Source organism: Sorangium sp. So ce281, from assembly GCF_051527395.1.
In the GTDB taxonomy this organism is placed as follows: domain Bacteria; phylum Myxococcota_A; class Polyangia; order Polyangiales; family Polyangiaceae; genus Sorangium; species Sorangium cellulosum_B.
On the sequence record NZ_CP150322.1, the window covers coordinates 1,870,998 to 1,886,127 of the forward strand.

13 protein-coding genes are annotated in these 15,130 nt (G+C 72.0%); 2 read left to right on the top strand and 11 right to left on the bottom strand.

The features are described from left to right. Positions 1-36: 36 nt before the first annotated feature. Both WMF27_RS07085 and WMF27_RS07090 read right to left on the bottom strand, forming a co-directional pair. A complete protein-coding gene (locus WMF27_RS07085; protein WP_437769680.1) occupies positions 37-612 on the bottom strand; it encodes a TetR/AcrR family transcriptional regulator in 576 nt (191 codons plus the stop codon). Between the two features lie 10 nt (positions 613-622). Then, on the bottom strand, positions 623-1,237 hold the full coding sequence (locus tag WMF27_RS07090; protein WP_437944021.1) for a sugar O-acetyltransferase: 615 nt from the start codon (positions 1,235-1,237) through the stop codon (positions 623-625). A gap of 373 nt (positions 1,238-1,610) precedes the next feature. Here WMF27_RS07090 and WMF27_RS07095 point away from each other — a divergent pair, with 373 nt between their 5' ends. After that, a complete protein-coding gene (locus WMF27_RS07095; RefSeq protein WP_437769678.1) occupies positions 1,611-2,225 on the top strand; it encodes a hypothetical protein in 615 nt (204 codons plus the stop codon). A 135-nt stretch (positions 2,226-2,360) separates the two neighbouring features. Here WMF27_RS07095 and WMF27_RS07100 read toward each other — a convergent pair whose 3' ends face one another. The 9 genes from WMF27_RS07100 to WMF27_RS07140 all read right to left on the bottom strand — a co-directional run bounded on the left by WMF27_RS07100 (position 2,361) and on the right by WMF27_RS07140 (position 12,488). Continuing rightward, a complete protein-coding gene (locus tag WMF27_RS07100; protein ID WP_437769677.1) occupies positions 2,361-3,929 on the bottom strand; it encodes an AbgT family transporter in 1,569 nt (522 codons plus the stop codon). A 149-nt stretch (positions 3,930-4,078) separates the two neighbouring features. Then, positions 4,079-5,374, bottom strand: coding sequence for a DUF58 domain-containing protein (locus WMF27_RS07105; RefSeq protein ID WP_437769676.1), 1,296 nt, complete (start codon positions 5,372-5,374; stop codon positions 4,079-4,081). 5 nt (positions 5,375-5,379) lie between these two features. Beyond that, positions 5,380-6,345 carry an AAA family ATPase gene (locus tag WMF27_RS07110; RefSeq protein WP_437298446.1) on the bottom strand — a complete coding sequence of 322 codons (966 nt, stop codon included), beginning with the start codon at positions 6,343-6,345 and terminating at the stop codon, positions 5,380-5,382. Beyond that, on the bottom strand, positions 6,342-8,408 hold the full coding sequence (locus WMF27_RS07115; RefSeq protein ID WP_437769675.1) for a DUF4350 domain-containing protein: 2,067 nt from the start codon (positions 8,406-8,408) through the stop codon (positions 6,342-6,344). The genes WMF27_RS07110 and WMF27_RS07115 overlap by 4 nt, the downstream gene beginning before the upstream one ends. Next, entirely contained in the window at positions 8,405-9,202 is a 798-nt protein-coding gene (locus tag WMF27_RS07120; RefSeq protein WP_437769674.1) for a hypothetical protein, read from the bottom strand. The genes WMF27_RS07115 and WMF27_RS07120 overlap by 4 nt, the downstream gene beginning before the upstream one ends. After that, positions 9,199-10,179, bottom strand: coding sequence for a stage II sporulation protein M (locus tag WMF27_RS07125; protein ID WP_437769673.1), 981 nt, complete (start codon positions 10,177-10,179; stop codon positions 9,199-9,201). The genes WMF27_RS07120 and WMF27_RS07125 overlap by 4 nt, the downstream gene beginning before the upstream one ends. Beyond that, the gene (locus WMF27_RS07130) at positions 10,176-11,036 is read right to left on the bottom strand and encodes an RDD family protein (RefSeq protein ID WP_437769672.1); all 861 of its coding nucleotides are present in this window, start codon (positions 11,034-11,036) and stop codon (positions 10,176-10,178) included. The genes WMF27_RS07125 and WMF27_RS07130 overlap by 4 nt, the downstream gene beginning before the upstream one ends. Beyond that, a complete protein-coding gene (locus WMF27_RS07135) occupies positions 11,033-11,263 on the bottom strand; it encodes a hypothetical protein (RefSeq protein ID WP_437769671.1) in 231 nt (76 codons plus the stop codon). The genes WMF27_RS07130 and WMF27_RS07135 overlap by 4 nt, the downstream gene beginning before the upstream one ends. A gap of 379 nt (positions 11,264-11,642) precedes the next feature. Next, a complete protein-coding gene (locus WMF27_RS07140) occupies positions 11,643-12,488 on the bottom strand; it encodes a PPK2 family polyphosphate kinase (RefSeq protein ID WP_437769670.1) in 846 nt (281 codons plus the stop codon). Between the two features lie 415 nt (positions 12,489-12,903). Here WMF27_RS07140 and WMF27_RS07145 point away from each other — a divergent pair, with 415 nt between their 5' ends. Next, positions 12,904-15,126 (top strand): HAMP domain-containing protein, encoded by a 2,223-nt coding sequence (locus WMF27_RS07145; protein WP_437769887.1) that lies wholly within the window; start codon positions 12,904-12,906, stop codon positions 15,124-15,126. Positions 15,127-15,130 lie beyond the last annotated feature (4 nt).

Here is a 15,130-nt window from a genome sequence, read left to right on the forward strand (position 1 = left end):
AGCGCTCGCCCCTGACGGGCAATCTCCTGCGGGAGGTCAGCGGGTGAAGCGGCGGATGGCGTGCCGGATCTGCTCGGGCGCCATGGGATCCGTCGACAGGGCGCTGTGCAGCACGAGGCCCTCGATCAGCGCGTCGAGCTCGCGCGCGGTCACCGGGTCGAAGTGGAGCTCCAGCGCGCGCCGGCTCCGCAGCATCCAGGCCTGGGTGACGGCGCGCAGCGCGGGCCTCCGGGCGGCGGCGACGTAGAGCTCGACGCTGAGCACCAGGTCGCGCTCCGAGCCGAGCAGGGCCGTGGTGAGGTGCTCGACGAGGAGCTCGACCGCGGCCCCGCGGTCGCACGCGGCGCGCATCTGCTCCTCGAAGCGGGTGGCCACGGCATCCGCGTGCCGGGTGAACGCCGCGGCGAGCAGCTCGTCGATCGAGGCGAAGTGGTACGTGGTCGAGCCGAGCGGCACGTCGGCGGCCCGGGCGATCGAGCGGTGGGACGCGCCGGCGACGCCCTGCTCGGCGATCACGTCGAGCGCGGTCGAAAGGAGCCGCTCCCGGCGCCCTGGGTCGTGGCGGCGGGCCCGCCGCGCGGGGGCGGCGCGCCTCGCCCTGGCGGCGCTCATCGCGCCTCCGTCACCCCCGCGCCTCGCCCGGCGCCTGTGCGGCCCCGGCGGCGTCGAGGGCGCGGATCACGCGGGCGGGGTTCCCGACCGCGACCACGTTGGCCGGCAGGTCGCGCGTCACGACGGAGCCCGCGCCGACCACGGTGTTGTCGCCGATCGTCACCCCCGGAAGCACGATGGCGCCGCCGCCGAGCCACACGTTGTTCCCGATCGTGATGGGCCTCGCCGCCTCCCATTTCTGCCGCCGGGGCTCGGGCTCCACCGGGTGGGTCGGCGTCAGCAGCTGCACGTTCGGGCCGATCTGCACGTCGTCGCCGATCGTGATCGGCGCGACGTCGAGCGCGACCAGCCCGAAGTTCGCGAAGCAGCGCGCCCCGAGGGTGATGCGCGAGCCGTAGTCCACGTAGAACGGCGGGCGGATCTCGGTGCCCTCGCCGATCGCGCCGAGCAGCTGCTCCAGCAAGCGGCGGCGCAGCGGGCGCTGCCGTGGCGACGTCGCGTTGTAGGCCGCCATGAGATCGAGCGCAGCCGCGCTCTGCTCGGCGATCTCGGGATCGTCGGCGATGTAGAGGTCGCCAGCGAGCATCCGCTCGCGCATGGACCGGGGATCGTGAGGGGTCGGCATATGGACGAATGTACATTCCATAGGAACGGGTGTCCACATCGGTGGCAGGGACGAACGCGTCGGCGTTCAGGCGAGGAGCGCGAGCGCAGCCAGCCGGCCTGCGCCTACCTGGCGAACGACGCTGCTGCGATGTTCCATCCAATCATGTCCTCAGGACACGCCGGTGGGCGCGGCGCTCGCTCACGCGAGCACGAGCAGCGCACGAGTGTGCCACCACGTCGGCGTCCTCTGGCGTCTGGATCGGGCCGGCCGGCACAGGAGCGCCACGAGCTGCTCGGATTCCCGTGGAATTAACCGCTTGGTACACGGCTTGTTAATCGCTCTGCCCATGTCAGGAACCGCATTTATTCACGTTCGTGGTAGCTTTGTACTGGTGCTCGCCGCGCTCCATGGCTGTGGCGGAGAGAGCTCCAGCGCCGAAAGCGGATCGGGGGGCAGCGGAGGCGCGGGGGCCGGCGCGACGTCCGGATCCGGCGGGAGCTTGGATGGCGGCGGCGGCTCGGGCGGCGCGAGCACGGGTGGCGCGACGACCGGCGGCGCGGGCACGGGCGGCGCGACCACCGGAGGCTCGCAGACCGGCGGCACGACCACCAGCGGCGCCGGCGGACCACCTCCGACCGCGCTTTGCCCGGAGGCCATTCCGGTGTCCGAGGCGGAGTGCCGGCAGCAAAACGGCCCCTCGTGTTTCTATGGCGATTGCGAAGATGGCCAGCGTACGGTCGCGACCTGCCTGGTGTCGGGGTGGACGCTCGAGACGCGACCCTGCGCCGCGTTTCCCTGTACCGACAGCCAGGAGTGCATGCCCGGCGAGATCTGCTCGGTCATCCAGGGCGGCGCCTTCTTCGGGACGTGCATCGCCAATCCCTGCGGAGCTGGCCCTGTCACCTGCGAATGTGCGGACCCCGGCTGTCCCGCGTGCCGCGTCGACGATTCCGCGGGCGGCATCACCGTCACCTGCAACACCTGTCCGGGCGGCGGCTGCCCGTAAGCGCGCTCCCTCGCCGCTTCGACGGGCCGGGCTCAGGAGCCGCGCCCGGGCCAGCGCCTCGTCGCGCCGGGCGCCGTGCGACAGGACGTGGCTCCAGGGCGGGCTCGTGCGCGGCCGCCCCGGAGAGGTCCATTCTCAGGGGTAGACATAGGGCGCGTCCAGCCCGAGCGGGAGCCCGAGCTGCCAGTACGCGAGGAGGAACAGCGTCCAGGCGACGAGGAAGGTCACCGAGTAAGGCACCATCAGCGCGACGAGCGTGCCGATCCCCGTGCCCTTCACGTACTTCTGGCAGAAGACCACGACGAGCGGGAAATACACCATCAGCGGTGAGATGATGTTCGTCGTCGAGTCCCCGATCCGGTACGCCGCCTGCGTGAGCTCCGGCGAGATGCCGATCGACATGAGCATGGGCACGAGGATCGGAGCGAGCAACGCCCATTTCGCCGACGCGGATCCGATGAGGACGTTGGTGATCGCCGTGAGCAGGATGGCGCCCACGATGGTCACCGCGCTCGGGAGCGCCATCGCCTGCAGCCCCGCGGCGCCCTTCAGCGCGAGGAGCGCGCCGAGGTTCGAGCGGTTGAAGAGGTAAATGAACTGCGCGGCGAAGAAGGCCATGACCAGGTAATAGGCCATCGTGCTCATCGTCTTGCTCATGCCGTCGATGACGTCGCGGTGGCTCGTGAACGTGCCGGCCGCATAGCCGTAGACGAGCCCAGGGACGAGGAAGAAGAGGAAGATGAGCGGCACGATCGCGCCCATGAGCGGCGCGCCGCTGACCGTGAGCTGCCCGCTCGGGGCGCGCAGCGGCGACGAGGCCGGCACGCTCGCCGCGACCAGCAGCGCGACGCTGGCCGCCATCGACGCGAGGGCCAGCCAGAGCGCGCGCGCCTCGCGCGGCGTGAGCGCCGCCGTCATGCGCTGCTCCGCCTCGGGCGCGGCGTCCACGGGGGTCCGGGCGACGCGCGGCTCGATCACGCGATCGGTGATGTACCAGCCGACCGCGACGATCACGACGCAGGAGGCGCTGCAGAAGAACCAGTTGCAGAGCGGGTTCACGGTGCGCTTCGGGTCGAGGATGCTCGCGCCGGCCTGCGTGAGGCCCTGCAGCAGCGGGTCGAGGCTCGACGGGATGAAGTTCGCGCTGAAGCCGCCCGACACGCCCGCGAACGCCGCGGCGATGCCCGCGAGCGGGTGCCGGCCGGCGGCCTGGAAGATGACGCCGCCGAGCGGGATGACGAGCACGTACCCCGCGTCCGCCGCGGTGTGGCTCGCGATGGCCACGAGGATCAGCATCGGCGTGAGCAGCGCCCTCGGCGTGACCGCGAGGACCTTCTTCAGGCCGGCGTTGATGAAGCCCGAGCGCTCGGCGATGCCGATCCCGAGCAGCGCCACGAGCACCACGCCGAGGGGCGGGAAGCTCGTGAAGGTCTGCACCATGGTCGAGAGGAACTCGGTGATCGCCTTGCCCGAGAGCTGGCTGTGGATCACGAGCGGCTGCTTCGTGCGCGGGTCGATCTCGCTGAACGTGAGCGTCGCGAGCGCCGTGGAGAGGAGCACGACCGCCGCGGCCAGCAGGACGAAGAGCACCGCCGGATCAGGCAGCCTGTTGCCGGCGCGCTCCAGCGCGTCGAGGACGCGGCTCGCCCCGCGGAGCTCGGCGCGGGGCAGGGGAAGAGACGGCTCGGGTTGCTCGCTGGACATGGGCTCATCTTAAAGCGATCACCCCGCCGAATGTGACGCGCTGAGCCCTGATCGGCCGCTCGGGCCGGCGCCGGTGTGCTCGTGCAGGAGCAATGGATCAGCGCCCATTGCTGCTGGAGCAGCAATGGGCGCCAGGGCCGCCGCGCAGATCAGAGCAAATGGCGCGCTTTGATCTCGAGATACCGGTTGATGAGCTGCCCGGTGAGCTGGCCGGGCGCGACGTCGAGCACCAGCGCGCCGTGGTTCTTGAGGTCGCGCACGAGCCGGTCGCGGAAGCTCGAGAGCTCGGCGGCGGCGCCGCGCGTGTACGGGTCGGCGTCGCCGCCCTCGACCAGCGCGTCGATCTCCACGTCCCGCAGCAGCACCATGAGCGGCAGGTGGCGCGGCATCACCCCGCGCATCAGGCGGAGCAGCTCGCTCGCGGCGACGTCGTCGACGACCTGCGTGAAGAGCACGATCAGGCTCCGCTTCCGGACGCGCAGGCCCACGTGCTGGAACGCCGCGCCGTAGTTGGTCTCGACGAGCTCGGGGTAGAGGTCGTAGCCCGCGGAGAGCACGTGCTTGGCCGCGCCCGCGCCGCTCACCGGGGGCGCGTAGCTCTTGATGCCGTCGGCGAAGGCGAGCAGGCCCACGCGGTCGCCGCCGCGCGCGGCGACGTGCGAGAGCATCAGGCTCGCGTTGAGCGCGTGATCGAAGAGCGAGAGCCCCTGCGTCTGCGCGGTCATCAGGCGGCCCGCGTCGAGGAGGAAGAGGAGGTTCTGGTTGCTCTCGAGCTGGTACTCGCGGCTGATGATCTTCTTCTGCCGCGCGGTCGCCTTCCAGTCGATGGAGCGGAACTCGTCGCCGCGGCGGTACTCGCGCAGGCGCTCGAACTCGCTCTCGCCGCCGCGCTTGCGCGAGGCGCGCAGCGCCGACGGATCGCGATCCTGGCGCGCCATGAGCTCGAAGGTGCGCACGGCCTGCACGTCGGGGTACACCTTGACCGGCGTCTCGGCCGGCACCGTGACCTGCCGGATCCAGAGGCCGGACGGGGAGAGGTAGCGCACGTGGTGATCGCCGAGCGTGTGCGCGCCGCGGCGGGTGGGGCGCACGTGGTAGCGGGCCGTCGCGCGCTCCCTGGGCGGGAGCTCGAGCTTCACCGGCAGGTCGTCGCTCTCGGCGTGATCGAAGAGATCGTCGGCGACCTCGATCGAGAGCTTGCGGCGGGAGAGCGAGCGGATCTCGAGCGTGATCAGGTTGAGGCGCCCGATGGAGAGCACCGCGGGGGCGTGGCGCCTCACCGTCACCAGCGGCCTCCGCGCGAGGAGCGCGTCGATCGCGGCCCAGAGCGCGATGCCCGCGTCCGCGGCGAGCATCGGCAGGAGCAGCGTGCGATCGACGAGCGTCGCCACCGCGAGCCCGAGGGGCACGATCGCGAGCAGGACGAGGGCGCGCGAGGGGATCATCGCGCTCAGGCCGCCGTCTTCGGCACCTTGGCCTCGCGGAGGATGTCGTCGACGCAGTCGTCGGCGCTCACGCCCTCGATCTCGGCGTCGGGGTGCAGGATGAGCCGGTGGCGCAGGATCGCGGGCGCGAGCGCCTTCACGTCGTCGGGGATGACGTACTCGCGGCCCTCGCTCGCGGCCATGGCGCGCGCGACCGCGAGCAGGCCGATCGACGCGCGCGGCGAGGCGCCGAGGTAGACCGAGCGGTGCACGCGGCTCCGGCCGACGATGTCGGCGATGTACTCGATGATGCCGTCGTCCACGCGGATCCGCGCGAGCCCCTCGCGCATCTCCACGAGCTCGGCGGCGGTGGCGACGCGCTGGATCTCGAAGCGATCGAGGCGCGCCGCGTGGAAGCCGTTGACGTGGTTCTTGAGGATCAGCCTCTCGACCGCCTGCGAGGGGTGCTTGACGTTGACCTGGATCAAGAAGCGATCGAGCTGCGCCTCGGGGAGCGGGTAGGTGCCCTGCGACTCGATGGGGTTCTGCGTGGCGATGACGAAGAACGGATCCGGCAGCGCGCGCGTGATGCCGTCGGAGGTGACCGCGAGATCCTGCATCGCCTCGAGCAGCGCGCTCTGCGTCTTGGCGGGCGCGCGGTTGATCTCGTCGGCGAGGAGGAGCTGCGTGAAGATCGGCCCCTCGTGGAAGACGAAGCGGTCTTCCTTCTGGTTGAAGACGTTGCCGCCGGTGACGTCGCTCGGCATCAGATCGGGCGTGAACTGGATGCGCTTGAAGGTGGCGCCGAGCACGTGCGCGAGGGTGCGCACGAGCAGCGTCTTGCCGAGGCCGGGCACGCCCTCGATGAGCACGTGACCGCCGGCGAGGACGGCGACGAGCGTGTGCAGGATGAGATCGTCCTGGCCGAGGAGCACCTTGCCGGCCTCGCGGCGGAGGAGATCGAAGCGATCGCGGAATTCAATCGGGTTCATGTCGTCTTTCGATCGGAGGTTCGCTGACCGGTCGCGTCGAGGAAGCCCTGGAGCTCGCGCACGAGCTCGAGATCGGCGGCGGCGCCGTCGCGCGAGCGAGGCGAGGGCCGCGCGCCGCGCGCGCTCTCTGGCGCGCGGAGCGACGAGGCGGGCGCGGCGTCGTCGCGGGCGCCGGAGGCCTCGACCAGCACGCGCATCACCTCGGCCTCGGGGCGGCCGGTGCGCGCGGCGATCGCCTCGGCGAGCGGGATGAGGCCCCGCCGGCCGGACCGGTGCACGCGCTCGCGCAGGCGATCGAGCGCCCAGCTCGCGTAGAGGCCCGCGGCGTGGCGCGAGGCGCGCGCGCGCCGGTAGGCCAGGCCGAGCGCGCGGGCGTGATCGGCGAAGGCGCGCCGGCCCGCGGCGGGCGGATCGCGGAGGCGCGCGAAGGCGCTGCCCTTCCAGAGGTAGAGCAGCGCGAGGAGCAGGAAGAGCTGCGCGATCACGGGCCAGAGGTTCGCGTCGCGCACGGCCGCGAAGGGCGTCTCGGCGCCGACGCCGGTCCACTCGTCGACGAGCTCGACCTCGGTCGCGTACGGTGCGAACCGGAGCAGATCGAGGAAGAGCTTCGCGTTGTCGGGGGCCGCGAGCGAGACGTTCGACACGAGCCGATCGTCCGCGACGACGATGACCTTGCCCTGGCCGAGGCGGCGGACGACGCCCGCGGTCGAGGACGACTCGCCCCGCGTGATCATGTAGAGCTCTTCGGGCTCGTCGCCGGCCGCGTCGACGAGGCGCTTGCCGGGCGGGAGCGAGGCGCGGAGCCCGCGCGACCAGTCCGCGGCGAGCGCCGTCGACGTCTCGGCGTCCTGGGCCACGCGCAAGCCGAGCTCGACCTCGTCGGGCAGGCGCGGGAGCCCGGCGAGGAAGAGCGTGCCGCCCTCGTCGCTCACCCACGCGAAGAGGTCCTTCCACGTCGCGTCGTCGATCGCCGCGCCCGGCAGCACCACCAGCGCGAGCGCGCGATCGGGCGCCGTGAGCGCCTCGCCGCGGCGCCGCGCCTCGAAGCCCTGCTCCTCGAGCACCTCGAGCACCGCCTGGGTGCCCGAGGGCGACCGATCGCCGCCGCCCTCGTCGCCGCCGCCGTGCGGCGTGCAGGAGAGCGCGGCGGAGAGCCCGAAGGCGACGAGCGCGAGCGAGAGCGCGCGGCTCACGAGCGGGACGACGCGGTCCATCACCGCGCGGAAGATCGGCTCGGAGGGCGGCGTGACGCCGAACTGCACGCCCTCCACGTCGCGCACGATCGATCTCATCGCGCCCTTGAGATCGGGCCGCTCGCGCAGGCTGCGCACGTAGTCGCCGTTGGTGCGAGAGGGGTGGATCTCGATGAGACCATCCCCGTCGAGGCGGCGCAGGAGCGCGGCGTACGCGTCGTCGATCGCGCGCGCGTGGTCGCCGCGGGCCGCGTGGCTGCGCGCGCGCGCGAGCAGGCGCTGCACGTCGGTCTCGACCTCGCGCTTCGCCGTGTCCTCGGGCGTGGGGCCGCGCGCGGGCGCCCTCTCCGCCTTGGCCTCGTCGGCGGGCGCGCGATCGCGGAGCAGGTTCTTCAGCAGCGCGTGGATCACCCCCCCGAAGAAGACCACGAGCAGGCCGATGAAGAGCACCGACGCGAAGACGCTCATCCCCGAGAGATCGACGCGCATCTCGGGCCAGGGGCGGCGGCGGTCGTCCTCGCTCGGGCCGCGATCGACCGGCGCGCCGCCCGCGCGATGTTTGCCGGACGCGCCGCGGCCGCCGCGGCCGGGCGCGGCCGATCGCGAGAGCTCGACCGGGGGCAGCTTGCACGCGGCGGGGAGCTCCGGGCACACGTCGCTCGATCCGGCGATGATCGGGCACCACGCGTGCTCGTCGGGCGTGAGCGGGTAGTCGGCCTCGTGGCAGAAGCGGTAGCGATCGTCCTCGAGGGCGTCGCGCACGCTCCCGTACACGTTCTCTTCCACGTCCTCCGCCCGGGCGTCTCGCGCGAGCGGCGCGCCCGCGGAGAGGGCGAAGAGGGCGGCGACGAGGCGCGCGCGGCGGCTCACGCGGCGGCCCTCTTCTCGCCTTCGCGCGCGGCGATGGCGAGGAAGCGCAGCTGGATGTCCCAGCCGTCGGCGCGCGTGCGCGCGTCGATGTAGTGGAGGAAGCGCGCGGTCGCGACGTACGGGATTCCGGCGAAGAAGCCCGCGAGCGCGAAGGGCGAGCCGCCGTCGTCGAGGAGCGCGCCGAACGGCTTGCCGAGCTGGAGGATCGCGTCGACGAGCGACTGGCCGAGCAGCTCCACCGTGAGCGCGACGCCGGCCTGCGCGAGGAGCAGCGCGATCAGCGCGCCCAGGGCCGCGGCGACGCGGCCGGTGACGAAGCGGCTGCTGCGCTGGATGGCGTCGCCGGCGCGCGCGGCCTCGAGCAAGCTGGCCTCGTGCACGAAGACGAGGCGCGGCCAGGCGAGGGGGAGGCCGAGGAGCAGCGGGAGCGCGGCCGCGGCGAGCAGGAGGCGGCTCAAGAAGAGCATCCACAGGTACGACGAGAGGCGCGCCCTGAAGAGGCGGAGCACCTGGCCCGCGCCGAGCTCCTCCGAGAAGAGCAGGCGCCCCACCGCGACGGTGAACACGCCCTGCGCGACGCCGCCGAGCGCGATCGCGACGCCCCACACCTCGGGCCACGACCAGCCCGCCGCGTGCCGCAGCGCGAGGCAGCCGGCGAGCATCGGGAGGAAGAGGATCGCCGAGAGCCGCGCGTAGAGGCCGAGCGCGAGCGACATGCAGAGGCGGCAGGCGAGATCGAGGATCTCGGAGAGCGAGCGCGGGCGCAGCACGATCGCGGAGGCGCCGAGGTTCATCGCGAGGCCTCCTTCGCGGGGCGACCTGCGAGCGCGAGGTAGAGGACGATGAGCAGCGAGGAGACGCCCGAGGCCGCCCACTTCACCGGCGGGGGGAGCCCCGAGGGGGACCAGAAGCCCTCGATCCCCGCGGCGATCAGCAGCATCGCCGCCGCGCCGAGGACCTGGCGCACGATGGACGGCGCCGCGCGGCGGAGCGAGCCGACGCGCGTGCGGCCGCGCGTCTCGACGAGCGCGTAGCCCATCTCGAGCCCCGCGCCGCCGGCGATCACGATCGCGGTGAGCTCGAAGGGCGCGTGGCTGCACATGAACGTCCAGATGTTGCCGCCGTGGCCCACGCTCATCACGTGGCCGACGACGGTGCCGGTGAAGAGGCCGTTGTAGATGAGGAAGAAGATGCTGCCCGCGCCGAAGAGCACGCCGGTGGCGAAGCAGCGGAAGGCGATGCCGACGTTGTTGAAGACGTAGAACCCCGCCATGCCCGTGTCGGTGCCCGCGTCGCGCCCGGTGAGGCCCTCGCTGTACATCTGGGCCATGCCCTGGAGCACCGGGCTCGGGAGCACGTGGGTGGCGAACTCGTCGGAGGCGAGCGCGCCCGCGATGCCGACGAGCGAGGGGAGGAAGAAGAGCGCGCAGGCGATCGCGAAGAAGCGGCCGTTCGCGCGCAATGCGCGCGGGAAATCGCGGGCGAAGAAGGTGACGATGTCGGGGAGGCGGAAGGGCTCCGCGCCGTAGAGCGTCGCGTGCGCGCGCGCGGCGAGCGCGTCGAGGTACGCGGTGAGATCGGGCGTGTAGCGCGCCGCGCGCGCGCGCATCAGATCGGTGCAGAGCGAGCGGTAGAGCGCGGCGAGGCGCGAGATGGCGGCGCCGTCCTTCTTCGCGAGCGAACCGCTGTCGTGGAGGAGGAGGCCATCGAGCTCCTGCCAGTCCGGCCTGCGGGCCGCGACGAACTCGTCCTGGGAGCGGGCGCCGATCACGCGCTCACCTCCTTCTTGCGCTCGCGGCGGGGCTCCGGGCCGCTCGCGGCCCCCTCCTGGCCGCCGCGGTGCGCGTGCGCGCGGTGGTGGAGGACGCCGAGGAAGCGCGTGGCGTCCTTGTAGCGGACGCCCATGCGCCGCGCGAACACGGGCGCCGTCATCTCCGCGAGCTCGCTCGCGCGCGCGGGCGAGAGGCGATCGAGGCGGCGGAGGAAGAGCTCGATGGCGTCGAGCTCCTCGCCGGAGAGCGGGAGGCGCGCGGGCAGCCTCGAGAGCTCCGCGGGGCTCGGCGCAGGTCGGAGGACGAGCGGGCCGGCGACCGTGTGGCGCGCCTCGACGATCACGAGGGTGCCGCCCACGAGATCGCCGAGGCGGCGGAAGCGCGGATCACGGCCCATGACGGCGAGGCCGACCGCGTACGTGCCGAGGAACGAGAGCGGATCGATGAACGGGGGGAGGAGATCCGCGGCGCGCAGCAGGTTGCGCAGCAGGCTGTCCCCGAAGCGGAGCGGCTGGCCGCCGTCGGTGACGACGCGCAGCGAGAGGGCGCGCTTGCCGGGCGTGCAGCCGCTCCAGAGGGTCTCGAAGAAGACATAATACCCCCACTCGATCGCGAAGAGGACCAGCAGCACGAAGCCCGTCGACGCGCCGCGCAGCGCTGGCCCCACGGCGATGCCGCCGATCGCGGCGAGCATCCCGACCGCGAAGACGATGATGCCGCGCACCACCAGATCGATGAGGTACGCGAGCGCGCGCCGCGCGGGGCCCGCGATCTGGTGGCGGAACCGCACGTGCTCCGGCGTCTCGATCTCGGCGCTCGTGTCGAGCGGCTCGCGGAGCGTGTCGCGGTGGATCATGCGGCGAGGAGGGCGATCAGGATCCCGCCCTGGGCGGGGCGACGACGACTCATGACGGGGATCGCCGAGCCGACGAGCAGCAGGTTGTCGAGGATCCGCGCGCCGAACCGCGTGCCGCGCTCGGCGAGGACGTGCTCGTCCTGCTCGTCCTCGCCATAGGAGCGCGCGTCGTCGGTCGTCGGAGCAGCGTACGGGTTGTACTCGTGCCTGGGATCGTCGAGCTGCATGCCCCCCTCCTCCTCGCCGGAATTGCATCACCCGAGCGGCAGCGCGTCAATCGGCCGAGCCGCTCGGCCCCGCACGGCGCACGCGCGGCGGCGCCCGGCCACGGCCTCCCTGGAAGACGAGCACGTCGGCGAGCCGAGGGCCGTCCCCCCGGCGGCCACCGTGGACGACCTCCTGACTGCGCCGCGCGTGGCCACGTGTTGAGATCGCCGACGAGTACAAAGGTCGTCGATTGGCCCCGCCGGCTGGCGAACTCAATGGTTCATGCAACCAGGGAATCCCTCGCGTGGCGCTCCGTGCCATGGCGTCGGGAGCCCACGCAGGTCGCAGCGCGCGACTTGCGCTCTGCGCCTGGTCAGGGTGGATATCGGTCGGGCGCGCTCACCCCTTGTTCCGCCCCCCCCGCGACCTCCGGTACTCGTCGAGCTCCTCGCGGCCTGCCTTCCCGTTCCGCTCGAGCGTCTTCAGCCAGCCGTCGCGGTATTCCCGCATCGTCTCCGCCACGGTCTCGGCGACGACGAGGTTGCGGTACCACTTCGCGTCGGCCGGCACGATGTACCAGGGCGCGTGCTTGGACGAGCAGCGCCGGAAGACCTCGTCGTAAGCCTCGGTGTACTCGTCCCAGTGCTCCCGCTCTTTCCAGTCGTTCACGTTGAGCTTCCACGCGGTCGACGGGTTCTCCTCGCGCTCCAGCAGCCGCTTCTCCTGCTCCTTCTTGCTGATGTGCAGGAAGAACTTGATCACGATGGTCCCGTGCTCGGCGAGCAGCTCCTCGAAGTCGCTGATGTGGCCGTAGCGCTCCCCCCACAGCGACTTGGGCGCGAGGTCGTGCACGCGCACGACGAGCACATCCTCGTAGTGAGAGCGGTTGAAGATGGCGAACTCCCCCGCGCGCGGCGCCTGCCGGTGGATACGCCACAAGAAGTCGTGCTCTCGCTCCTCCGTCGTGGGCACGCCGAACGAGCTCACCGTGACGCCGCGCGGGTTCAGCGCGCCGACGACGTTCTTGATCGCCCCGTCCTTGCCGGCCGCGTCGCGGCCCTGAAGGACGATGAGGATGCTGTGCGTCCTCGCCCCCCACATGAGCTCCTGCATCTCGAGCAGCTCTTCGCCGAGCTCCTTGAGCCGCTCCGCCGCCTCCTGCTTCGTCGCGTCCCGAGGCGGATCGGTCGAGACGTCATCGAGGCGAAACTTCGAATCAGGCTTCGTGAGTCGCGTGATGGGCATGTCCGTAAGCCTACACGATGCAGCAGCGCCGCCGTCGCCGGAGTGACGCGCGACGTCATGGCGCCGCGGCGGCGACGAGCCGCCCGATACGGACGAGCGGGCGCCAGAGGAGAGGCGAATGCGACAATCTCCTTCATGCTTGGCGAGCGAGCGCTCGAGCGACGCGAGCGACGCGAGCGACGCGACGTGCGGACAGCCACATCGGCGGTGCGCGAGGAAAATCCTGTTGCAGAAATGAAATGAACTACGTACCGTCGAGGTCGGAAAGGCATCGCCATGCGCCTGTCCTCGTCCCTCGGGTGGTTCCGATGGTGCGCCTGGCGAAGCTTCTGCCGTGGAGGGGGGCGCGGATGACGCACGCTCTTGGATTCGACCATTTCTTGGCTCGGATACGGCCTGCCGCGCCGAACGCGTGATGTTGGTCTCTGCCCCTGTCTCCCGGCCCCCAGCGGCGCAACGGCGCTCCGGCGTTCAGCTCGGCATCGGCGTCAAGCTCGCCGCAGCGACCGTGGTGGTCCTCACCAGCGTCACCGTGCTGGTCGCCAATCAGGTGATCCAGAAGACACGAGATGACCTCGTGTCGGCGAAGGCGAACGCCGCATCGATGATGGCGGACCTTCTCTCGGGTTCCCTGACCGCGCCGCTCGATTTCGGCGATCGCGACACGGCGCAGGGCGACCTCGACCAGCTCCGGTCGAACCGCGCGCTCATCGCCGCTGTCGCGTGGGGCAGCGACGCCGAGCCCGTCGCCAAGATCGGTCAGCCGGATGACGGCCTGTCGGCGTTCACCGCGCGCGGCGCCGAGAACCAGGTCCTGGAGCGCGAGATACGCGTCGCCCGCCCGGTCGTGCGCGACGACGGGCGGCGCCTCGGGACGCTCGTGCTCGTCTTCTCCCTCGAGCCCGAGAACGCCGCGTTCGCCGCGGCCCGCCGCAACATCCTCGAGTTCGCGGGCATCGTCGGCGCGATGACGGCCTTCCTGCTCCTCGCGTTCGCAAGGTGGCAGATCGTGCGTCCGCTCTCGAGGCTCGTCGACGCCGCGCGGCGCGTCGGGGAGGGGGACCGCGCCGTCCGCGTGAACGTCCGCACGAACGACGAGCTCGGCCGGCTCGCCGACGTCTTCAATGCGATGAGCTCTGCCATCCTCGAGCGCGAGGGCAGGCTCGAGATGGCCACGGAGAGCCTCCGCGAGCTCTTCGATAACATGCGCGAGGCCATCGTCGCCTTCGGCCCCGACGGCCGGCTGGGCAGCGAGGCCTCGAAAGAAGCCAGGCAGATCTTCGGCGACCGCGCCGCGGAGGGCAACCACGTCGCGGAGCTCCTCTACCGCGGCGGGCCGCTCTGCGTCGAGAGCCAGGCGCTCCGGCAATGGGTCGACGCGGCGTTCGACGCGGAGGTCGACGCCTTCCCGGAGATCGCCGAGCTCGCCCCGCGCGAGGTGTGGTTCGAGCGCGCGCCGGGCGACCGGAGGTTCTTGCGGATCGAGCTCTGCCCCATCGTCTCCGGCCAGAAGATCGCGCGCATCATGCTGCTCGCGACCGACCAGACCGAGCTCAGGCGCCTCACGGAGAGCGTCAAGACCAAGGACGAGGAGCACGCGCGCCAGATCGCCGCCATGCGCCGCCTCATCGCCGGCGGCGGCCAGGTCTTCGTCCGCTTCATCGAGATCTCGCGCGAGCGCGTGGCCCGGTGCAGCGAGATCCTGAGGCCCGACGGGGAGCTCTGCCCCGCCGACATCGACGAGCTCTTGCAGCAGCTGCACACCATGAAGGGCGAGGCCCGGTCGTTCGACCTGGAGCGCCTCGCGGACGAGATCATGACGCTCGAGGACGAGCTCTCCAGGGTCCAGGCGCGCGCGCGCTCGGAGGACAGGCCCTCGGTCGAGGGGCACTCGGCGTCGTGGCGCTCGCGGCTCACCCGCGTCGCGGACGAGCTCACGCGCGCCCAGGAGACGTTCGTCGACGCCTCGCCCGTGGGCAGCGCGATCCTCGACCAGATCACGGTCCGCCGCACGGACGTCACCCGGCTCGTCGAGCTCGTCGGCCCGCAGGGCGGCGAGGCCGCCGAGATCGTCCGCCGCCTCGCGGCGCGGCCGTTCGGCGAGGTGCTCGCGCCGCTCCTCGAGCGCGTCCCCTGCTGGGCCGAGCGGGAGGGCAAGCGCGCCCGCCTCGAGATCGACGGCCGCGAGGCCTCCATTCCCTCGGATCTCGCCCGCTTGCTCCCGGGCGTGTTCCTCCACCTCGTGCGGAACGCGATCGCCCATGGAATCGAGCCCCCCGACGCGCGCACCCGGATGGGCAAGCCCGAGGTCGGCGTGATCCGCGCCAGCTGCATCGACGAGCGGCCGCTGCCCACCCTCCTCGTCGAAGACGACGGTCAGGGCATCGACTTCGACGCCCTCGCGACGAGCGCCGGCGTCGATCCGAAGGATCTGCGCCGGACACGCGAGCTCCTGTTCACCCCCGGCGTGAGCACGAAGGGCGACGTGAGCGACCTCGCGGGCCGCGGCATCGGCCTCTCCGCGGTCCGCGCCGATCTCCTCTCGGTCGGCTGGCTCATCGAGGTGGACGCGTCGCGCCGGACCGGCGCGGCGTTCGTGATCCGCCCCCAGGCTGCCCCTCTCAGCAACGGAGAATGACTCG